This is a genomic window from Nonomuraea sp. NPDC049714 (genome assembly GCF_044465295.1).
Lineage (GTDB): Bacteria > Actinomycetota > Actinomycetes > Streptosporangiales > Streptosporangiaceae > Nonomuraea.
This window is the reverse complement of the sequence record NZ_JBITLM010000009.1, coordinates 112,991-131,009: the sequence shown is the minus strand read 5'-3', so window position 1 is coordinate 131,009 and position 18,019 is coordinate 112,991. Positions and strand designations below refer to the sequence as shown.

The 18,019-nt window shown below is 72.2% G+C and carries 22 protein-coding genes; 13 read left to right on the top strand and 9 right to left on the bottom strand.

What is annotated here, in order from left to right; genetic code table 11:
* Positions 1 to 23: 23 nt before the first annotated feature.
* From ACIBQX_RS31855 to ACIBQX_RS31840, 4 genes are read right to left on the bottom strand one after another with little or no spacing between them, the layout of a single operon-like run.
* The gene (locus ACIBQX_RS31855; RefSeq protein WP_397011011.1) at positions 24 to 698 is read right to left on the bottom strand and encodes an energy-coupling factor ABC transporter ATP-binding protein; all 675 of its coding nucleotides are present in this window, start codon (positions 696 to 698) and stop codon (positions 24 to 26) included.
* A gap of 36 nt (positions 699 to 734) precedes the next feature.
* A complete protein-coding gene (locus ACIBQX_RS31850; RefSeq protein WP_397011009.1) occupies positions 735 to 1,859 on the bottom strand; it encodes a thiolase family protein in 1,125 nt (374 codons plus the stop codon).
* A 43-nt stretch (positions 1,860 to 1,902) separates the two neighbouring features.
* Positions 1,903 to 3,402: a class I adenylate-forming enzyme family protein gene (locus tag ACIBQX_RS31845; protein ID WP_397011007.1), complete on the bottom strand. Its 1,500-nt coding sequence runs from the start codon at positions 3,400 to 3,402 to the stop codon at positions 1,903 to 1,905.
* A 7-nt stretch (positions 3,403 to 3,409) separates the two neighbouring features.
* On the bottom strand, positions 3,410 to 4,009 hold the full coding sequence (locus ACIBQX_RS31840) for a biotin transporter BioY (RefSeq protein WP_397011005.1): 600 nt from the start codon (positions 4,007 to 4,009) through the stop codon (positions 3,410 to 3,412).
* A 195-nt stretch (positions 4,010 to 4,204) separates the two neighbouring features.
* Between ACIBQX_RS31840 and ACIBQX_RS31835 the strand changes: the two genes are divergently transcribed.
* Together ACIBQX_RS31835 and ACIBQX_RS31830 are read left to right on the top strand one after the other, a co-directional pair.
* Positions 4,205 to 4,837 (top strand): DedA family protein, encoded by a 633-nt coding sequence (locus ACIBQX_RS31835; protein WP_397011003.1) that lies wholly within the window; start codon positions 4,205 to 4,207, stop codon positions 4,835 to 4,837.
* Between the two features lie 11 nt (positions 4,838 to 4,848).
* Positions 4,849 to 5,394, top strand: coding sequence for a GNAT family N-acetyltransferase (locus tag ACIBQX_RS31830; RefSeq protein ID WP_397011001.1), 546 nt, complete (start codon positions 4,849 to 4,851; stop codon positions 5,392 to 5,394).
* Here the strand turns inward: ACIBQX_RS31830 and ACIBQX_RS31825 are convergent.
* From ACIBQX_RS31825 to ACIBQX_RS31810, 4 genes are all read right to left on the bottom strand, one after another.
* Positions 5,378 to 5,977, bottom strand: coding sequence for a dienelactone hydrolase family protein (locus tag ACIBQX_RS31825; RefSeq protein ID WP_397010999.1), 600 nt, complete (start codon positions 5,975 to 5,977; stop codon positions 5,378 to 5,380). The two genes, ACIBQX_RS31830 and ACIBQX_RS31825, sit on opposite strands and share 17 nt — an antisense overlap.
* A 27-nt stretch (positions 5,978 to 6,004) precedes the next feature.
* Positions 6,005 to 6,373: a hypothetical protein gene (locus tag ACIBQX_RS31820; protein ID WP_397010997.1), complete on the bottom strand. Its 369-nt coding sequence runs from the start codon at positions 6,371 to 6,373 to the stop codon at positions 6,005 to 6,007.
* Positions 6,374 to 6,455: 82 nt separating this feature from the next.
* Complete coding sequence (locus tag ACIBQX_RS31815; protein WP_397010995.1) at positions 6,456 to 9,908, bottom strand: tetratricopeptide repeat protein; 3,453 nt, start codon at positions 9,906 to 9,908, stop codon at positions 6,456 to 6,458.
* A gap of 134 nt (positions 9,909 to 10,042) precedes the next feature.
* Entirely contained in the window at positions 10,043 to 10,735 is a 693-nt protein-coding gene (locus ACIBQX_RS31810) for a response regulator transcription factor (protein ID WP_397010993.1), read from the bottom strand.
* Positions 10,736 to 10,910: 175 nt separating this feature from the next.
* On the opposite strand from ACIBQX_RS31810, the gene ACIBQX_RS31805 reads away from it, so the two are divergent.
* From ACIBQX_RS31805 to ACIBQX_RS31755, 11 genes are all read left to right on the top strand, one after another.
* On the top strand, positions 10,911 to 11,162 hold the full coding sequence (locus tag ACIBQX_RS31805; protein ID WP_397010991.1) for a MoaD/ThiS family protein: 252 nt from the start codon (positions 10,911 to 10,913) through the stop codon (positions 11,160 to 11,162).
* 75 nt (positions 11,163 to 11,237) lie between these two features.
* Complete coding sequence (locus tag ACIBQX_RS31800; protein WP_397010989.1) at positions 11,238 to 11,903, top strand: DUF2993 domain-containing protein; 666 nt, start codon at positions 11,238 to 11,240, stop codon at positions 11,901 to 11,903.
* An 88-nt stretch (positions 11,904 to 11,991) separates the two neighbouring features.
* Positions 11,992 to 12,504, top strand: coding sequence for a sigma-70 family RNA polymerase sigma factor (locus ACIBQX_RS31795; RefSeq protein WP_397010987.1), 513 nt, complete (start codon positions 11,992 to 11,994; stop codon positions 12,502 to 12,504).
* Complete coding sequence (locus ACIBQX_RS31790; protein ID WP_397011539.1) at positions 12,504 to 13,370, top strand: zf-HC2 domain-containing protein; 867 nt, start codon at positions 12,504 to 12,506, stop codon at positions 13,368 to 13,370. The genes ACIBQX_RS31795 and ACIBQX_RS31790 overlap by 1 nt, the downstream gene beginning before the upstream one ends.
* Before the next feature lie 27 nt (positions 13,371 to 13,397).
* Positions 13,398 to 14,090 (top strand): TlpA family protein disulfide reductase, encoded by a 693-nt coding sequence (locus tag ACIBQX_RS31785; protein ID WP_397010985.1) that lies wholly within the window; start codon positions 13,398 to 13,400, stop codon positions 14,088 to 14,090.
* Between the two features lie 32 nt (positions 14,091 to 14,122).
* The gene (locus ACIBQX_RS31780; protein ID WP_350668905.1) at positions 14,123 to 14,206 is read left to right on the top strand and encodes a putative leader peptide; all 84 of its coding nucleotides are present in this window, start codon (positions 14,123 to 14,125) and stop codon (positions 14,204 to 14,206) included.
* Positions 14,207 to 14,267: 61 nt separating this feature from the next.
* Positions 14,268 to 14,681 carry a DUF4395 domain-containing protein gene (locus tag ACIBQX_RS31775; protein WP_397010983.1) on the top strand — a complete coding sequence of 138 codons (414 nt, stop codon included), beginning with the start codon at positions 14,268 to 14,270 and terminating at the stop codon, positions 14,679 to 14,681.
* Positions 14,678 to 15,517 carry a sulfurtransferase gene (locus ACIBQX_RS31770; RefSeq protein ID WP_397010981.1) on the top strand — a complete coding sequence of 280 codons (840 nt, stop codon included), beginning with the start codon at positions 14,678 to 14,680 and terminating at the stop codon, positions 15,515 to 15,517. The genes ACIBQX_RS31775 and ACIBQX_RS31770 overlap by 4 nt, the downstream gene beginning before the upstream one ends.
* The gene (locus ACIBQX_RS31765) at positions 15,517 to 15,816 is read left to right on the top strand and encodes a DUF1416 domain-containing protein (protein ID WP_397010979.1); all 300 of its coding nucleotides are present in this window, start codon (positions 15,517 to 15,519) and stop codon (positions 15,814 to 15,816) included. The genes ACIBQX_RS31770 and ACIBQX_RS31765 overlap by 1 nt, the downstream gene beginning before the upstream one ends.
* Before the next feature lie 94 nt (positions 15,817 to 15,910).
* Entirely contained in the window at positions 15,911 to 16,462 is a 552-nt protein-coding gene (locus ACIBQX_RS31760) for an RNA polymerase sigma factor (RefSeq protein ID WP_397010977.1), read from the top strand.
* On the top strand, positions 16,459 to 17,238 hold the full coding sequence (locus ACIBQX_RS31755; RefSeq protein ID WP_397010975.1) for a methylated-DNA--[protein]-cysteine S-methyltransferase: 780 nt from the start codon (positions 16,459 to 16,461) through the stop codon (positions 17,236 to 17,238). Before ACIBQX_RS31760 ends, ACIBQX_RS31755 begins: the two co-directional genes overlap by 4 nt.
* Before the next feature lie 3 nt (positions 17,239 to 17,241).
* On the opposite strand, the gene ACIBQX_RS31750 is transcribed toward ACIBQX_RS31755, so the two are convergent.
* Complete coding sequence (locus tag ACIBQX_RS31750; RefSeq protein WP_397010973.1) at positions 17,242 to 17,832, bottom strand: helix-turn-helix domain-containing protein; 591 nt, start codon at positions 17,830 to 17,832, stop codon at positions 17,242 to 17,244.
* Positions 17,833 to 18,019: the final 187 nt, after the last annotated feature.

The following is an 18,019-nucleotide window of genomic DNA, read 5'->3' as shown; positions in this document are numbered from 1 at the left end:
GACCCACCTCCGCTCACGTCCGCTCACGCCATGAGTTTCCGGTAGTGGCCGATGGCCGACTCCGGCGTGCCGTCCGCCACGATCTGGCCCTCGTCCAGCACGAGCACCCGGTCGAACCCCTCCAGCAGAGGCAGATCGTGGGTGACCACGATCACCTGCATCGGCAGGGCGTGCAGCGCCTCGGCGACCTGCCGGGAGTGGCGCAGGTCCAGCAGCGTCGTGGGTTCGTCCATGACCAGGATCTCCGGCTCAAGCACCAGCACCGAGCAGAGCGCGAGCAGCTGCTTCTGACCGCCGGACAGCTGGTGGGCGGGGTGATCGGCGTGCCCCGCCAGGCCGTGGCGGGCCAGCACCTCCTCGACCCTGCCCCGCACCTCCGCACCGGACAGCTTCCGGCGCCGCAGCGAGAAGGCGACGTCCTCGGCCACGGTCGGCATCACGATCTGCGCGTCCGGATCGGTGAACAGGAACCCGACCCGCCGCCGGATCTTGGCCGCCCGCCGCCGTGTGTCCTCGCCGAACACCGTGACGCTGCCCGACGTCGGCAGGGCCAGCCCGTTGAACAGCCGCGCCAGCGTGCTCTTGCCGGAGCCGTTGGCGCCGACCACGCCGACCCGCCGCTCGGACAGTGAAGCGCTGACGCCCCGCAACACGTCCCGCTGCCCCAGCCGAACCCGTACGTCCACCAGCTCGATCACTCACGCCCCCTCGACACGTCCACCAGATCCGATCGCTTAGGCCACCTCGAACAGGGCGGCGACGCCGAGGCCGCCACCGACCGCTGCCGTCGCCAGCCCCAGCGTCCCCTTCGGCGCGCCCCCGCGCACGAGCCTGCTGAACAGCCGTGTCACCACGACCGCGCCGCTCGCCCCCCACGGATGACCGAGCGCCAGCGCCCCGCCGTCGGCGCACACCCGCGCGCCGTCCGCCCCTAGCGGGTCGAGCCCGAGCGCGTCGGTCACCGCCAGCGTCTGCGCCGCGAACGCCTCCACGATCTCCACCGCCTCGATCCGCTCCATGCTCACTCCTGTACGCTCCAGCAGGCGTCTCACGGCGGGCACCGGCCCCCAGCCGGGCAACTCCGGATCACAGCCCACCACCGCGCCCGCCAGCAGCCGCAGCCCTGGCAGCCCGGCCCGCAGCCGCTCGGGCAGCACGGCGACCGCCGCCGCGCCGTCGCTGTTCGGGGCGGAGTTGCCCGCCGTCACCGCGCCTCCGGGCACGAACGCCCCAGGCAGCCGCGCCAGCGACGCCGGGCGCAGCGGACGCGGCCGCTGATCCCGGTCGCGGCCCGCCACCGGGACGATCTCCTCGTCGAACCGGCCCGCCTCACGGGCCGCCACCGCCTTGGCGTGGCTGGCGCACGCGTAGTCGTCCTGCCGGTCCCGCCGCACGCCGCGCGCGACGCCGAGCGCCTCGGCCGCCGCGCCCATGTCCGGGTCAGGATGTCCCGCCGGGGTGAAGGCCGCCCGCTCGTACGGCTCACCGCCCCGATACGCGCGCACCGGTGCGGTGGAGGCACTCTCGGCCCCTCCGGCGATGACCAGGTCCATCTCACCACTGCGTACGGCCTGCCCCGCGAGGAGGACGGCGGCCAGCCCGCTCCCGCACTGCCGGTCGATCGTGACCCCCGGCACGGACGAATCCAGCCCCGCCCCGAGCGCCGAGACCCGCGCCAGATTCCCGCCGGGCCCCATGCAGTTACCCAGCACCACATCGTCGACAGGCAGCCCCGAGCCCGCCACATCCCGGGCGACCGCGGCGATGACAGGCGAAGCCAGCCGGTCCGCCGTCACCGACTTGAACGCATGCCCCGCAGTGCCGACCGCAGTCCGCCGAGCCGCCACGACGACAGGCATGTCGCGCGTCATGACGACCCGCCCAGGGTGGTGGTGTGGCGGGTCATGGGAGTCTGCGGAGGTTGGGGTCGTCGCCGTCGGCGAGGCGGGCGGCTACGAGGTCGCGGGCGGGCTTGCCTGAGGGGGTGCGGGGGAGGGCGTTGATCGTGTACCAGCGGCGGGGGCGCTGCGCCGCGTCCAGGCCGCCCCGGGCGATCGCCTCCAGGGCCGCTCTCACGGGCGGGCCGTCTGCGGCTGCTTCCACGATCGCGGTGACGACCGCGCCCAGATCCGGGTGCGGTGAGCCGACCACCACGATGTCGCCGACCCCCGCCACGCTCCTGAACACGGCCTCCACGTCCTCCGGCACGACGGTGGCTCCACCCGTCTGGATGGCGCCACCGCCCCGGCCACGCAGCCGCAGCACCTCACCGGGCAGGTAGGGGGCGGCCACGTCGCCGACGCTCATCCAGCCGTCGCCGTCGGCCAGCAGCGGACCCGCCGCGCCGGCCAGGTAGCCCTCGGCCAGCCAGGGGGAGCGCGCCCACACCTCGCCGAGTCGCCGGCCGGGTGGCGTTCTGACCTCGATCTCCACACCGGGGAACGGCCGCAGCCCCCGGCCGTCGGCGTCCACGGCCACGAAGGACAGCTCGGTGGCACCGTAATAGGACACCACGTGCACGCCCGCGGTCGCCGCGCGCTCACGCAACCCCGGAGCCAGGGCGGCGCCGCCGATCACCGCCGTCCGCAGCGGGGCGCCGTCGGGCAGCGCCTCCAGCAGCTCGGGCAGGTGGTGCGGCACCAGGTGCACGGCGGTCGCCCGGCGCAGCAGGCCCGGCAGGGAGCCGGGGGACCAGCGGCCCGGCGCCAGGACGGTCGCGCCGACGGCCAGTGCGTGCACGGCGGCGAAACCGTACAGGGAGGAAAGCAGGGGACCGGGCACCAGCACGACATCGCCGCCGCCGATCCCGGTGAGCTCGCTCAGCGGCGCGAAGGAGCCGGTCCACGACCCCCGGGTACGGACGACGGCGCGCGGGCGGCCGGTGCTGCCTGAGCTGAAGCACGCCCAGGCCAGATCGCCGGGCGTGGGCCGGTGCAACGGCACGTCGCGCCCTGCCGCCCCGGAAGGCAGCGCATCGATCACCAGACCGACGAGACCCCGCCCGGCGTCATCCAGCAGCGGCATGCCCCCGAGAGCGCCGGCGGAGACCGGGGCGTGCGGCCGTGGTGTGTCCCCCAAGGCGTCGATCCGGGCCGGGGTGTGGGGCTGGGGGGTGTCGCCGAGAGGGGTGGTCAGGAGGGTCTTCAGGTGGGTGGGGTCGCAGAGGAGTGGGGTGCCGCCGAGGAGGTCGATGGCGAGGGCGGCGGTGAGTTGGCCGACCGGGTCGGTCAGGGTGATCGCCGCGAGTGCGCCGGGGCCGGGGAAGCGGGTGGCCAGGCGGGCGGCCGTGCGCTGGATCCGGCGGGCGAGTGCGGCATAGGTCAGCTCCTCCCGGGGACCGCGCACGGCGGGGCGGCCGGGGTGGGTTGCGGCGTGCCGCATGACCTGCGCTGCGACTGGCATGCCCGGTTCAGTTCTCCTTGCCGGCTCTGAGGCGGTCGTAGTACACGGCCGGGACGGCGTCGGGGTAGGCCCGCTGGGTTCCTCTGGCCACGATCGTGGCGAGCACCGCCTTGGCGAGGTCGCCGGGGAGGAAGGCCGCGGTCAGCAGGGCGGCCTGGCCCAGCGTGACCCCTCCGACGGCCGCCCACATCGGCACTCCGACGAGGTAGACCGCCCCGATGCCACCGGCCAGGCAGGCTACCAGCAGCCTGACGAAGCTCGGGCTGCGGCCGCCGCGCTCGACGATCCAGCCGGTGAGGGCTGCGCCGGGCAGCCAGCCCAGCAGGAAGCCCACCGTCGGCGTCGCGAACACCGCCAGCCCGCCCCGCCCGCCGGCCAGCAACGGCAGCCCCACCGCCACCAGCGCGATCAGCACGGCCACGGCGAGGGCGGCCCGCCATGAGCCGAGGATGGCGCCGGCGAGCATGACGCCCAGCGTCTGGAGGGTGATCGGCACGGCGCTGCCGAAGACGTTCAGGGCGCCGGGCAGGCCGAGTACGGCGATCAGCGCCGCGAAGACGGCGACCCGGGCCACGTCAGCGGCGGTCAACAGCCGGAAGTGGGGCATTCCATCTCCTCGATCCGCGTTCGGGGTGCGGATCCGATCCCACACCACTACGCCCGGGTACATGCATAGCGGGTTGCCACAACGTTCCTTTGTCAGAGATGTCGCAGGCGGATGGGGTCGCCCGGAGATCGATGCGGGCGCGCAGGCATAGATGGGCCCGTCCTGGCTAGAGATACCTGCGACGAGAGGACGGCGATGGCATCCAGCGGTCTTGGCGGGATCGCCGAGTGGGCGACGGGGCTGATGGAGACGCTGGGCGCTCCTGGCGCGGGCATCGCGGTGGCGTTGGAGAACTTGTTCCCTCCGCTGCCCAGCGAGGTCATCCTGCCCCTGGCGGGGTTCACGGTGAGCAAGGGCGAGCTGGTCCTGTGGCAGGTGCTGCTCTGGACGACGGTGGGCTCGGTGATCGGGGCGCTGGTCCTCTACGGCCTCGGCGCGCTGCTGGGCCGGGACCGCATGCACGCCCTGGTCGCCAAGGTCCCGCTGGTCAAGTCCGAGGACGTGCGGAAGACCGAGGCCTGGTTCGCCGATCATGGCCGCAAGACGGTCTTCTTCGGGCGCATGATCCCGATCTTCAGGAGCCTGATCTCCATCCCGGCGGGGGTGGAGCGCATGCCGCTGGTCACGTTCGTGGTGTTCACCGCGATGGGCAGCTTCATCTGGAACACGTTGCTGGTCATGGGCGGCTACCTGCTCGGCGAGCAGTGGTCGCTGGTGGAGACCTATGTCGGCGTCATCACGTACGTGGTGATCGGGCTGGTGGTGCTGGCCGTCGGGGCGTTCGTGTGGAAGCGGCTGTCGGAGAGGCGCAAGGCGCCCCAGGGGTAACCTGGGCGTTCGTGACCATCCGACCAGGCGCCGCGGACGATGTGGAATCGATCGCGGAGCTGCACACCGAGAGCTGGCGAGCGGCCTATGCCGGCATCATGCCCGCCGACTATCTCGACGGCCCGCTGCTCGCGATCAACCTGGAGCTGTGGCAGGCCAGGGTAGACAGCGAGCGCTACCTCAACGGCGGGGCGCCCTCCTGCCTCCTGGTGGCCGAGGGCGACGACCAGGACATCACCGCCTTCGCCTACCTCACCCCGCAGCGGGACGAGCGGATCCTGCTCGACAACCTGCACGTACGACCCGGCAGCAAGCGCTCGGGCATCGGGCGCCGCCTGATGCTCAGCGGCCTCGGCTGGGCGGCCGAGCACCACCCGGACCAGCCGGTCTACCTGGAGGTGCTGCGGGACAACACCCCGGCGCGGGCCTTCTACGAGCGCATGGGAGGCAGCGCCGGCAGGGCGTACGTGGAGCGCTTCCACGCCGGGTTCGACCTGGACATGCTGGAGTACACCTGGAGCCCGGCCGCCGTACAGGAGGTCACAGGCGACCGGTGAACCAGTCGCCGGCGAGCCCCGCGACCCGCTCCAGCGCGCCCGGCTCCTCGAACAGGTGGGTGGCCCCCGGCACGATCTCCAGCCGGCTCTCGCAGCGCAGGTGGCGCCGCGCCTCCTGGTTGAGCTCGACGACCTGCTCGTCGTGGCCGCCGACGATGAGCAGCGTGGGCGCCCGTACGTCCGCCAGCCGCGCCCCGGCCAGGTCGGGCCGCCCGCCTCTGGAGACGATCGCGGCGACCTCCACGCCCGGCTCGGCCGCCGCCCACAGCGCGGCGCCCGCGCCGGTGCTGGCGCCGAAGTAGGCGATCGGCAGCCCCGCCGCCGTCGGCTCCTCCCGTACCCGGTCCGTCGCCTGGAGCAGCCGGCCGGCCAGCAGTTCGATGTCGAACACGTTGGCCCGGTCGGCCTCCTCCTCCGGCGTCAGCAGGTCGAACAGCAGCGTGCCCAGCCCCGCCTCGTTGAGCGCGCCGGCCACGTACCGGTTGCGCGGACTGCGGCTGCTGCTCCCGCTGCCGTGCACGAACAGCACCACGCCCCGCGCCTGATCGGGCACCACCAGCTGCCCCGAGACCTCGACGACCATCTGCCGCACCTCCCCGTCACCAGGCTCCTACCCCAGGAACAGCGCGGTCACGAACTGCAGGACATGCCAGGAGCCGTAGCAGCCGAGCGCGGTGAACGCCCACTCCTTGGCCAGGGCGGCCCTGGAGACCAGGCGCAGCGTCTCGACCGGCTCGCGCCGCCGCCGTGCCGAGCGGGCCAGGAAGTACGCCGACATCAGCCAGGCCGTGGCCGAGCCGGCGAGCAGCGCGCCGGACAGGGCGAAGAGCAGCCCGGAGACGGGCATCGCGTCGCCTGGGGAGAGCTGGCGCAGCCAGGCGGCGGGCACCCCGGCGAGCAGCGCGAGCGTGATCCACCTGTCCTTACTGGCCTGCCGCTTGAGCGACCACAGGTCTCGACGCAGAGAATTTCTGAGCATCCGGATCACCTCCGCTTGACGTTGCTGTGACGCCAGCTAACGGGAGATGCCGGAGAAGATCTGCGACCTAAGACTTAAAAAATCACGACATTTCGCGGAGTTCTGCGGCGGCCTTCCGCGACTCGAACACGTCGCCCACCTCGTCCAGGATCCGCACCGCCTCGCCCAGGTGGCGCACCGCCGAGGCCGCGTCGCCGCGCCGCCACTGGATCAGGCCCAGCGCCCGCAGCGCACAGCCCAGGTCACGGCGGGTGCCGCAGTCCAGGTGCACCTCCCGGGCCTGGGAGGCGAGCACGTACGCCTCGTCCGGCCGGTCGAGGTCCAGCAGGATCATGGCGAGCGTGGTGAGCGCGGCCGCCCACCGATCCCGCGTGCCGCTCCGGTGCTGCGACTCGACCGTCCGCCTGGCGTACCCGACGGCCTCCGCCGTCCGGCCCGCCAGGTGCAGCGCCTGCGCGACCGACAGCAGCGCGCTGGCCCTGTTGTCGCGGGCCTCCTCCCGCAGCGCCAGCGACGCCTTGGCCGCCCGCAGCGCGTCGCCGTGCAGGTTCAGCGAGAGGTACGTGTACGCCAGCGTCTCCTGGACATCCGCCTCGGCCCGGCGGTTGCCGATGCCCTGCACGATGTCCAGCGCCTCCAGCGCGTACACGAACCCCACCTGCGGCAGCCCCTGCCGCCGCCGCACCCGCGCCAGCCGGTTCAGCATGCGCGCCTCGACGGGCAGGTCGCGGATCACCCGGCTGATCGCCAGCGCCTGGTTCAGGTAGTCGTCCGCGCGCAGGTAGTCGGCCAGCCGCCAGTGCACCAGCCCGATGTCCCCCAGCGTCTCGGCCTTGCCCTGCTCGTGGTGCAGCTCAAGTTGTACGGCCAGCGCCTGCTCGTAGTGGTCCAGGGCCTCGTCGTAGCGGGAGCCGTTGCGCGCGATGCGGCCCAGCGTGCACAGGGCGCGTCCGCATCCGTGCTGGTCACCGGTGGCCGTGTAGCCGGCCAGCGCCCGCTCGGCGTCCCGCTGGGCGTCCTGCGGCAGCCGCAGCGAGTCGTAGATCTCGGCCAGGCAGAGCAGCGTCTCGGCCTCGGCGTGCTCGTCGCCGAGCCGGTGGCAGATGGACAGCGCGTCCAGCCCTTCCGACAGTGCGGCGTTCGGCTCGCCGAGGCTCTGCCGCACCCTGGCCAGGATGATCTGGCTCTGCGCGATCCCGGCCAGGTCGCCGATCTCCCGGTAGAGCTTCAGGGCCTGCCCGGCGTGCTCCAGCGCGAGCTCGTGCCGCTCCTGCGACAGGTGCAGCCGGGAGAGCGTGTGCAGGCTCCCGGCGACGCCGGCCGGGTCGCCGATCTCCCGGTAGAGCTCCAGCGCCTCGGCCGCGCAGGTGAGCGCGTCCTCGCTGTTGCCCGCGATGCCGTGCACGTCGGCGAGGTCGTTGAGCGCGCGTGCCCGCCCCTCGCGGTCGCCGAGCGTGGCGAAGTCGGCCAGCGCCTCGCCGATGTGCCGGGCGGCGGTGGTGGACGGGCCGATGTCGCGGTGGATCGAGCCGAGGTGGCTGCGCATGCGCGCGATGGCCCGCCGGTTGCCGATCCGCTGCGCGGAGCGGAGCCCGGTCTGCTGGATCTCCAGGTTGTTCTCGTAGTAGCGCAGCCGCCTGAACGGCTCGAACACCGCCTCGGCGAGCTGCCAGGCGAGGCCGTGCGCGCCCGACTCCTCCGCCAGCCGCACCACCGAGACCAGCGCCCGTCGCTCGGCCTCGAACCACTCGACCGGCGTGTCAGCGGCGGCGGCGACCGTCAGATAGTGATCGAGCAGCCGCACCCGCGCCTCGCGCACCCCCGCCTCGGCGTGCCTGCCCAGCTCCCTGGCGAGCCGTTTGACCAGGTCGTGCACCCGGTAGCGGGGCCCCGGCATCGGCTCGACCAGATACGCCCGGTGCAGTCCCTCCACCGCCATGACGGCCTCGCTCACCGGCACGCCCAGCGCGGCGGCCAGCACCTCCGGCGCGAAGGGGCCGCCCGGCAGCAGCCCGACATGCCGGAAGGCGCGGCGCTGCGGCGGGCTGAGCGACTCGTAGGCCAGGTCGAGCGCCGAGCGGAAGGCCTCCTCCGGGTCGCCGGAGAACGTCTGGTGCCGATCCGGCCGGCGTAGCTCCTGCACCCGGGAGGCCACGCTGAGCTCCGGATGCTCGGCCAGCTTGGCCGCCGAGATGCGCAGCGCGAACGGATGGTAGGAGCAGACGCGGGCCAGCTCGGCCAGCCCGTCACGGTCGGCCGCCCGTGGCGAGTCCTCGCCCAGCAGGGCCACCAGCAGCGCCACCGCGTTGCCCGGATCGAGCACCGGCAGGTCCATCAGGTCGGCGTGCCCGGTGGCGCGCAGCGGCGCCATCCTGGTCCTGCTCGTCACCACGACCACGCAGTCCTTGCTGCCCGGCAGCAGCGCCCGCACCTGCGCCGGGTCGGCGGCGTTGTCCAGGATGAGCAGCAACTTGCGACCGGCGAGCCTGCTCCGGTAGAGCAGCATCAGCTCGGCCTCGTCGGAGGCGGGCATGTGCTCGCCCACGCCGAGCGAGCGCAGGATCTGCCCGAGCGCCTCGGCCGGGGTCATCGGCGGCTGGCTGGGCGACTGGCCGCGCAGGTCGATGACGATCTGCCCGTCGGGGAACCGGTCGGCGTGCACGTGCCCCCAGTGGGTGACCAGCGCCGTCTTCCCCACTCCCGGCAGGCCCTGGACCACCATCGTGTTCGTCCTGCGGGGCCGCTCCAGCCAGCCGGTCAGCTGGTCCAGGCTCTGCTGCCGCCCGGTGAAGTCCGGCAGGTCGGCGGGCAGCTGGGCGGGGCGCGGCACCTCGCCGGCGAGCATCGGCTCGGCGGGCGCGCCGGGTTTGCTGAGGAACGCGGTGATCCGCCCCTCCCATCGGGCGGCCAGATGGTCCCAGCTCCCCGCGGCGCCGCGTAGCGCGACGGGGTCGGCGATCCGCAGCCGCCGGTACCCCGGCCGCACCACCCAGCCGCGCCGCGCCCACTGGGCGAGCTGCCGCTGCACCACGTCGGGAGAGCTGCCGACCAGGTCGGCCAGCGTCTCCATGGACAGCGGCGGCGCGCTCTCGGAGGCCAGCCCGTAACGCTCGTCCAGGTTCAGCAGCCACACGGCCAGCCGCGCCGCCACCGGCGCCCGCGCCAGCGCCTCGTGCCTGCGGGCGGTCAGGTTCCTGGCGAACAGCTCCTGCACCAGGGCGGTCGCCACGCCGGGGGCCGCCGCGACGTGCTCGCGCAGCCGTCGCATGTCGATGGGCCAGGCCCGCACCTCGGTCAGCGCGTCGATCCGCACCCGCTCGCCGGCGTTCCAGAACGCCAGCTCGCCGACGAGATCCCCGCCGGCGCGCAGGTCGTGGATGACCTCACGGTCCCCGGCCGGTACGTACTCCCGCGCGTAGCCGTAGTCGAGCAGGTAGACGCGGTTGGCGGCGCGCTGCGGCGAGCAGATGTACTCGTTACGCCGATAGACCCGGGGGCGGGCGCCCTCGTCGACGAGCGACCTGAACAGATCCACCGACACCACCCAGTCTCCGGTCAATCCCCGGGACGGCGGTGTCCGCGACGCGACAGTCACATGACAGATCTACGGAAGATCTGTCACAACAGTGCACTCCGGACGGAGGCGCCTGTCAATATCGCCGGCGGCTCTCACACGTGGGCCTGCTCGGCGCGGTCGGGCACGAACCGGTAGCCGACGTTGCGCACGGTGCCGATGAGCGCTTCGTACTCCGTGCCGAGCTTGGCGCGCAGCCGCCGCACGTGCACGTCCACGGTCCGGGTGCCGCCGAAGTAGTCGTAGCCCCAGACCTCCTGCAGCAGCTGGGCACGGGTGAACACCCGGCCGGGGTGCTGGGCGAGGTACTTGAGCAGCTCGAACTCCTTGAACGTGAGGTCGAGGACCCGGCCGCGCAGCCGGGCGGTGTAGGTGGCCTCGTCGATCGACAGGTCACCGCTGCGGATCTCGTCGGGCACGTCCTCCGCGGCCGCCTGCGAGATGCGGCCGATGGCCATCCGCAGCCGCGCCTCCACCTCGGCCGGACCCGCGCTGTCGAGCAGCACGTCGTCGACCCCCCACTCGGCGGTCATCGCCGCCAGCCCGCCCTCGGTGACGATCACCAGCAGGGGGCAGTCGATGCCGGTGGTACGGATCAGCCGGCACAGGCTCTTGGCGTGCGCCAGCTCCTTACGGGCGTCGACCACGACGGCGTCGGAGGGTGGCGCGTCGATGAGCGCGGACGCCTCAGCCGGCGCGACGCGGACCGAGTGGAGCAGCAACCCCAGCGCCGGCAGCACCTCAGCGGACGGCTCGAGGGCGTTGGTCAGCAGGAGCAGGTTGCTCATATCGGCCTCCTCAAACACGCAAGGACCCGGGGGCTACGTCGCCCAGGTCCTGTAGGCGAGGATATCCCACGAGTAACCGGAGTCCATTGCGCGTCCACCGAGTGAACAGCACCTACCGTGAAACGGTCAGGTTAATCGCGACGCACAATGGTTCCCGAGCGAGGGTGAGGAGCCTATGGCCATGGGAAAAGTGCGATATTGGGCGGCGGCGAAGGAAGCGGCCGGAGTCGCCGAGGAGTCGTTCCACGCCGCCACACTGGGCGAACTCATGACGCAAATCACAGAAAACCGCCCAGAGCTCGCGCGTGTCGTGACCAGATCATCGTTTCTGATCGACGGTTCTCCGGTGGGAAAACGACCGCATGACGAGGTGATTCTCGGCGACGGGGCGACGGTGGAGGTGCTGCCGCCGTTCGCGGGCGGGTGAAACGGCCGCTTTGGTGGGCAATGAGGCTTGAGTCTGGTCGATAAGCTCATGACCCCCGCATGAGACAGGAGCCCGATGCGCAAGCTGCTCGTATTCCTGATGGTGTTGATCGTCCTTCTCGTCGTCGTCGACCGGGTCGCCGTCGCCGGCGTGCAACGTGACCTCGCCAACAGGATCGCTGCGTCGGCCGACCTCGACAACGCCCCCACCGTCACCATCGAAGGCATCCCCTTCCTCACCCAGGCCGTCTCCGGGCACTATCCGGAGGTGCGGTTCGACCTCGGCACGGTTCGCTACGGTGACGTGCCGGTCAGCGGCCTGCGCGGCGCCGCCTACGGCGTCACCGCCCCGCTGGCCGACGTCCTGCAGAACCGGGCCGACATCAGGGCCGAGCGGCTGACCGTACGAGGCACCCTGAGCAGGGCGACGATCGACGCGCACGCCCCGAAGGGCGTGAAGATCAGCGGGAACGGCGAGCGGCTCGTCGCCTCCGGCGAGCTGACGGTCGGCGCGAACAAGGTGAAGTTCGACGCCGAGATGCGGGTCGAGCTCGTCGACGGCGGCATCAGGCTCCAGGCGGAGAAGATCGAGGGTGTGCCCGACCAGGTCGCGGGCTTCGTCAACTACACGATCCCGTTCCAGGGCAAGCTGCCCTTCGACGTGAAGGTGACCGGCGTGCGGAACGTGGCCGACGGCCTGGAGTTCACCGCCGAGGCGACCGACGTGCCGCTGCGTGGATGACCGCTGTGGATGACCACCGTGGATGACCCCGTGGATGACATCTGTGGCTGACATCGAACCGGGACGCCGTGCCGTACGTCATGAGGGTGTGAGCCCAGCTGACACCGCCGACGAGGAACTCGTGAGGACCCTGTTCGACGAGCACGCCGGGCCACTGTACGGATACGTGCTGCGACTGACGGGTGACTCGGGACGGGCGGAGGACGTCGTGCAGGAGACGCTGCTGCGGGCCTGGCGGCACCCTGACGCGCTCGCCGACCGCCCCATCCGCGCGTGGCTGTTCACAGTGGCGCGCAACATCGTCGTCGACCAGCACCGGGCGCGCAAGGCGCGGCCACCGGAGATCGGTGACGAGGCGCTGGCCGTGCTGCCCGCCGACGACGAGCTGGAGCGCGCGGTCGAGTCGTGGGCCGTGGCGGAGGCGCTCGCGGCCTTACGGCCCGAGCATCGGGACGTGCTGATGGAGGTCTACTACCGGGGGAGATCGGTGAGGGAGGCGTCGGCGAAGCTCGGCATCCCGCCGGGCACCGTCAAGTCGCGCACCTACTACGCGCTGCGGGCGCTCAAGCTCGCGCTGCAGGAGCGGGGGCTCGCGCCGTGATGACGTGTGAGGAGGTCAGGCTGGCGCTGGGCGCGCACGCGCTCGGCGCGCTGGAGCCCGAAGAGGCCGAGGAGATCGACGCCCATCTGGCCACCTGCGAGGAGTGCGGCGCGGAGCTGCTGGACCTCGAAGGGGTCGCGGGGTTCCTGGGCAAGGTCTCGGAGGCGGACGTCGCGCTGGTGGCCAGCCCGCCGCGGCAGGTGCTCGACCGGCTGCTGCTCGACCGGGTGCTGCGGGACCGCGCCAGGCGGCACAGGCGCGGGCGGCTGCTGATCGCCGTGGCGGCCTCCGCGGCCGTGATGGTCGTCGGCGGCACGGTGTGGACCGTCACCCAGCAGAACGGGGGCGAGCAGGGCGCCGCCTCGGCTCCCGTGGCCGACAGCCCTCAGCGGGAGGCCGCGCCGTACGTCGCCTCGGAGGACAGGAGCGCCGAGGACGACGCGAGCGCGTCCGACGAGGCCGACGCGTCCGTCGAGGCCAAGAGGGCGCTCCCGAGTGCGAGCCCGAAGCCGACCCCGAGCCGGTCCGAAGCGCCCAGTCTGCTGCGGACGGTGGAGGGCGAGGAGTTCGCCGGGGCCGACGAGGCCGCCGGCTACCGCGCCACGGTGTCGGCGAGCCCGGCGGGTGGGGGGACGGATCTCCTGGTACGGATCGACGGCGTGCCCGTGGGCACGACCTTGAGGCTCCTGGTCGTCGGCGCGGACGGGCAGCGGGAGCGCACCCAGTCGTGGACGATCAGCCGCAAGACCTACGAGGACAAGGCCGTCTTCCCGCGTTCGACGCGGATCCCGATGGAGTCGATCGTGCGGTTCGAGGTCGTCGACGCGACCGGCAGGACGCTCGTCACGGTGCCTGTGCGGAAGTAAACGGCGCTCTGGGTGGTTGCACCGGAGATGACGGGTTTGTGGGTGGTGCTGGCGACGCTGGCGCTGGGGTCGGTGATCGGGCTGGTACGGCTCCGCCGCGACGGGCGACTGCGCGACTTCACCGCCCGGCGCGGGCCGGCGGGGTCCTCGCGGTGGCGGGGCGGATCCTCGACCCGGTCTGTGGGTGTTCCGGCCGATGAGGACGGTGAGCGGATGGCGGGCGGTTCGGCTGACCGAGCGAGTGGTGGCTCGGGCGCTGGTTCGGGTGAGGCGGAGGGCTTGGGCGCTGGTTCGGGTGAGGCGGGGAGCTCGGGCGGTGGTTCGCCGGATGGAGTGGGGTCGGTGAGCCGGCTCACCGGGGGTGATCTGGGGGCGCCGCTGGGGGAGCGGGCCACACTGGTGCAGTTCTCCAGCGCCTTCTGTCAGCCGTGCCGGGCGACACGCCGGGTGCTGGCCGACGTGAGCGCTCTGGTGCCCGGGGTCGCGCATGTGGAGGTCGACGCCGAGTCCCGCCTGGACCTGGTGCGGCGGCTCGACGTGCTGCGCACGCCGACGGTGTTCGTCCTCGACAGTTCCGGAAATATCCTGAAAAAGGCCTCGGGCCAGCCACGCAAAGCCGACGTGCTGAACGCGCTCGCCCAGGCCGTCCCCGCCGCCCTTCCACAGAACCGCCCGTACGACCCGTCTCATGGCACGTCTCAGGACTCGGACGAGATGTGACAGATGCCGAGACGACGAGTACTGTCGTCACCATGAACCCATCGACAGAGCTGCTGACGAAGCGGCGCGCGGTTGATTTCTGCCGCGTGGCCACCGCGCTCTGTCGCGCTGCCTGAGGACGGTCTCGCGCGGATATTCGATCCGCCCCAATCCGACCCCTTCAGGGAGCATCCCACGATGCGTACCGACCCTAGAGCGTTGCGCTTCGGCGCGGCCTTGACCACTGCGATCCTCGCCCTCGTCCTGGTGACGGGCAGCGCCTGGCTGCTCGCCGCCCAGACGGTGGTGTTCGCACTCGGCACGACCGGCCGCTCGCCGTACGGAATGCTCTTCAAGGCGCTCGTCAGGAGCGTCCCGAAGGAGACCGAGGACGCCCGCCCGCCGCGCTTCGCGCAGGGGGTGGGGCTCGTCTTCGCGGTCGCGGGGCTGGCCGGATACGCCCTGGGGATCACACCGCTGGCCATGGTGGCCACGGCTGCGGCTCTCCTCGCCGCATTCCTCAACGCAGCCTTCGGATTCTGCCTTGGCTGCGAGCTGTACCTGCTGATTCGCCGTCTACTACCCGCCGCCAAAATGGAGGTTTCCCAATGAGCCGCTCTGCCGTCCTGGTAGATGCCGAATGGGTCGAGTCCAACCTCGACACCCCCGGGATCGTGCTCGTCGAGGTCGACGAGGACACCAGTGCCTATGACAAGGGCCACATCCGTGGTGCCGTGAAGATCGACTGGAAGCAGGACCTGCAGGACCCGGTCCGCCGTGACTTCGTCGACAAGACGGGATTCGAGGCCCTGCTCTCCGAGCGCGGCATCTCCAACGACGACACCGTCGTCCTCTACGGCGGCAACAACAACTGGTTCGCCGCCTACGCCTACTGGTACTTCAAGCTGTACGGCCACGACCAGGTGAAGCTGCTCGACGGTGGCCGTAAGAAGTGGGAGCTCGACTCCCGCCAGCTGGTCAAGGACGTGCCGCAGCGCGACAAGACCCAGTACGTCGTCTCCGGCGAGGACACCAGCATCCGCGCCTTCCGCGACGACGTGGTGGCCGCGATCGGCAAGCTCAACCTGGTCGACGTCCGCTCGCCCGACGAGTTCACCGGCAAGCTGCTCGCCCCGGCCCACCTGCCGCAGGAGTCCGCGCAGCGCGGCGGCCACGTGCCCACCGCCCGCAACATCCCGTGGTCGAAGGCGGCCAACGACGACGGCACCTTCAAGTCCGACGACGACCTGCGCAGCCTCTACGAGGCGGCCGGCGTCGACTTCGCCAAGGACACGATCGCCTACTGCCGCATCGGCGAGCGGTCCGCGCACACCTGGTTCGTGCTGCACGAGCTGCTCGACCAGGCCAACGTGACCAACTATGACGGTTCATGGACCGAATACGGCTCGCTCGTGGGCGTGCCGATCGAGCTGGGAGAGGCCCGCTGATGACTGCACAGGGTTGCGGAGCGCCGGAGCAGACGATCGCGCTGCCGGCCGGAATCGATCTTTCCAACCAGGCCGTGATCCAGGGCCGGGTCACGGGCGCCGGCACCGCCTACGCGCGGCTGCTGGACCACACCGGTGAGTTCACCGGCGAGGTGGTCGTGTCCGACGAGGGCGTCTTCCGCTTCTTCGCCGGTCCCGGCGACTGGACCGTCCGTATCATCGCGGGCGGCGGCGTCACCAGGGACGTCCAGGTGGAGGCCAAGCTCGGCGAAGTGTCCGAGCTGGCTGTGGCCGTCTGACCCGTTCTTCAGTGAAGGGCCCGCGTTCTCCGGACGCGGGCTTTTCGCGTGCAACGAGATCGAGGCGCGCGGTGTTGTACCTGATGTGAGCCACATGGACTGTCTCGATCCCGTGCGCAAGGCGCTGCTGGACGACCTCGACGAGGGGTTCGCCGAGCTGTTCGCCGCGCACCGCGGGCTCGTGTTCACCACCGCGCTGCGCCTCAGCGGCCGGTGGGCCGACGCGGAGGACCTGACCGCGGAGGCGTTCCTGCGGGCCTACCGGGCGCTGGCCGGATACGATCGCGACCGCATCGCCGAGTTGCAGCCGAGGGCCTGGCTGATGACGATCCTGATGAACCTCTGGCGCAACTGCGCCCGGACCAGATCCCGTAAACCGCCCCCCGACCTGCATGAGGTCCCCGTCGAGACAGCCGACCCCCGCGAGAGCGTCGAGGACGCGGCCGTGCGCCGCGAGACGGGCGACGAGCTGCAGGCACTGCTCGGCCTGCTGCCGGCGGAGCAGCGAGCGGCGGTCGTCCTCCGGCACGTTGTCGACCTGCCGGTGAGCGAGATCGCCACGGTACTCAAGATCCCGCAGGGGACCGTGAAGTCGCACGTATCGCGCGGCCTGAAGCGGCTGCGCGCACTGGGAGGCACCCGATGACCCCGCGACCGACAACCCCGGACCCGACGACCGGCGAGGATCGGGACCCGTTGCTCGCCGGGCTGGCGGCGTTGGCCACCGACGCGCCCGAAGGGCTGCTCGACCGGATCGCGGCGCGCCGGGTGCGCGTGCCGGGGCCGATCGGGGAGGTCGACGTGGCCTTCACCGACCACGGGATCGTGTACGTGCACGAGGGCGTGGACGGGTTCGCCGAGTCGTTCAGGAAGCGGTTCGGCCGCCCGCTGCTGCCCGCCGCCAGGCCACCGGCGGGCCTGGTGCCGGCCCTGCGCACCGGCCGCGCCGCAGGGCTGCGGCTGGACCTGCGCGGGCTGAGCGACTTTCAGCGTGACGTGCTGCTCGCCGCCCGTGCCATCCCCAGAGGCGAGGTACGGCCGTACGCCTGGATCGCCCAGCGGATCGGCAGGCCGAGGGCGGTCCGAGCGGTGGGCACGGCCCTGGCGGGCAACCCGGTGCCGCTGCTCATCCCCTGTCACCGGGTGACCCGCTCCGACGGGGGCGTAGGGGAGTACGTCTTCGGCCCGGCCGCCAAGGAACGGCTTCTCGCAGCCGAGGGCGTGGACCTCGACCGCCTCCGCGCCCTGGCCCGCGAGCGGGTCTTCTACCTGGCCAGCGACACCACAGGCGTGGTCTGCTTCCCGACCTGCCACAACGCCCGCCGCATCACCCCCGCCCACCGCCACGGCTTCCGCACCCTCGGCCAGGCCCGCACGGCCGGCTACAGGCCCTGCCGCACCTGCCGGCCCGCCGCCGCCTGACGGTCAGTAGGCCTGGAGGTCCGCGGGCGGAGCGGCGTGAGGGCGTCCGGGGGTGGCGGCGTAGCGCATGAGGAGGGTGGCGTGGACGACCTCGGCGCCCGTGGCGCGGTAGCCGTGGGGCACGTCGGAGCGCCAGCAGATGTGGTCGCCGGGGCCGGCCGTCAGGGGCGCGTCCAGCGGGCCCGCCGTCAGGGTGCCGTTGAAGACCGTGATGTGCTCGCTGGCGCCCGCGAGATGCGCCGGGGAGGTCTGGGTGATGCCGGGCGGCACGCGCAGGCGGTAGAGCTCGTAGGTGACCGTCTCGTCCTCGAACACCTCCAGCAGCGCCGCCTCGACGGCCGTGCCCCGCACGATCCGGGGCTCGGGAGGTGCGTCGAGGATCGCCCCGATCGGCACCCCGAGCTGGGCGGTGATGGCCCAGAGCGTCTCCAGCGTGGGGTTGCGGGTGCCGGTCTCCACGCCGGAGAGCGTGGCCTTGCCGATGCCCGCTCGTCTGGCGAGCTCCGACAGCGAGACCCCGCGCGCCTGGCGCAGTTGCCGGACCCGTTGGCCGACCACGCGCGGGTCGGTGTCCAGTGCGGGCTGCGGCTTCATCCCGCCATCGTGCCGTACCCACGCCCGGATCGGGAGCCCACGCCCGCACCGATCCCGGCACCGTACTCCCATCCCGCTCGCCGCTGTCCCGGCGCCGTAAGCCGATCCCGCATCCTGCCGCCGCCGCACCTCGATCGCGCTGGAGGCGGTGGGGCGGAACCGCTGTGAGGAGGTCGGCGGGGCGTCG

Bases quoted from the DNA above. Each gene is read 5' to 3' on its own strand.
- ACIBQX_RS31805 (WP_397010991.1), top strand. From the start codon at position 10,911: ATGGCCATGGGAAAAGTGCGATATTGGGCGGCGGCGAAGGAAGCGGCC.
- ACIBQX_RS31835 (WP_397011003.1), top strand. From the start codon at position 4,205: ATGGCATCCAGCGGTCTTGGCGGGATCGCCGAGTGGGCGACGGGGCTG.
- ACIBQX_RS31765 (WP_397010979.1), top strand. From the start codon at position 15,517: ATGACTGCACAGGGTTGCGGAGCGCCGGAGCAGACGATCGCGCTGCCG.
- ACIBQX_RS31790 (WP_397011539.1), top strand. From the start codon at position 12,504: ATGACGTGTGAGGAGGTCAGGCTGGCGCTGGGCGCGCACGCGCTCGGC.
- ACIBQX_RS31840 (WP_397011005.1), bottom strand. From the start codon at position 4,009: ATGCCCCACTTCCGGCTGTTGACCGCCGCTGACGTGGCCCGGGTCGCC.
- ACIBQX_RS31825 (WP_397010999.1), bottom strand. From the start codon at position 5,977: ATGGTCGTCGAGGTCTCGGGGCAGCTGGTGGTGCCCGATCAGGCGCGG.
- ACIBQX_RS31755 (WP_397010975.1), top strand. From the start codon at position 16,459: ATGACCCCGCGACCGACAACCCCGGACCCGACGACCGGCGAGGATCGG.
- ACIBQX_RS31845 (WP_397011007.1), bottom strand. From the start codon at position 3,402: ATGCCAGTCGCAGCGCAGGTCATGCGGCACGCCGCAACCCACCCCGGC.
- ACIBQX_RS31800 (WP_397010989.1), top strand. From the start codon at position 11,238: ATGCGCAAGCTGCTCGTATTCCTGATGGTGTTGATCGTCCTTCTCGTC.
- ACIBQX_RS31750 (WP_397010973.1), bottom strand. From the start codon at position 17,832: ATGAAGCCGCAGCCCGCACTGGACACCGACCCGCGCGTGGTCGGCCAA.
- ACIBQX_RS31770 (WP_397010981.1), top strand. From the start codon at position 14,678: ATGAGCCGCTCTGCCGTCCTGGTAGATGCCGAATGGGTCGAGTCCAAC.
- ACIBQX_RS31760 (WP_397010977.1), top strand. From the start codon at position 15,911: ATGGACTGTCTCGATCCCGTGCGCAAGGCGCTGCTGGACGACCTCGAC.
- ACIBQX_RS31785 (WP_397010985.1), top strand. From the start codon at position 13,398: ATGACGGGTTTGTGGGTGGTGCTGGCGACGCTGGCGCTGGGGTCGGTG.
- ACIBQX_RS31810 (WP_397010993.1), bottom strand. From the start codon at position 10,735: ATGAGCAACCTGCTCCTGCTGACCAACGCCCTCGAGCCGTCCGCTGAG.
- ACIBQX_RS31775 (WP_397010983.1), top strand. From the start codon at position 14,268: ATGCGTACCGACCCTAGAGCGTTGCGCTTCGGCGCGGCCTTGACCACT.
- ACIBQX_RS31820 (WP_397010997.1), bottom strand. From the start codon at position 6,373: ATGCTCAGAAATTCTCTGCGTCGAGACCTGTGGTCGCTCAAGCGGCAG.
- ACIBQX_RS31850 (WP_397011009.1), bottom strand. From the start codon at position 1,859: ATGCCTGTCGTCGTGGCGGCTCGGCGGACTGCGGTCGGCACTGCGGGG.
- ACIBQX_RS31780 (WP_350668905.1), top strand. From the start codon at position 14,123: ATGAACCCATCGACAGAGCTGCTGACGAAGCGGCGCGCGGTTGATTTC.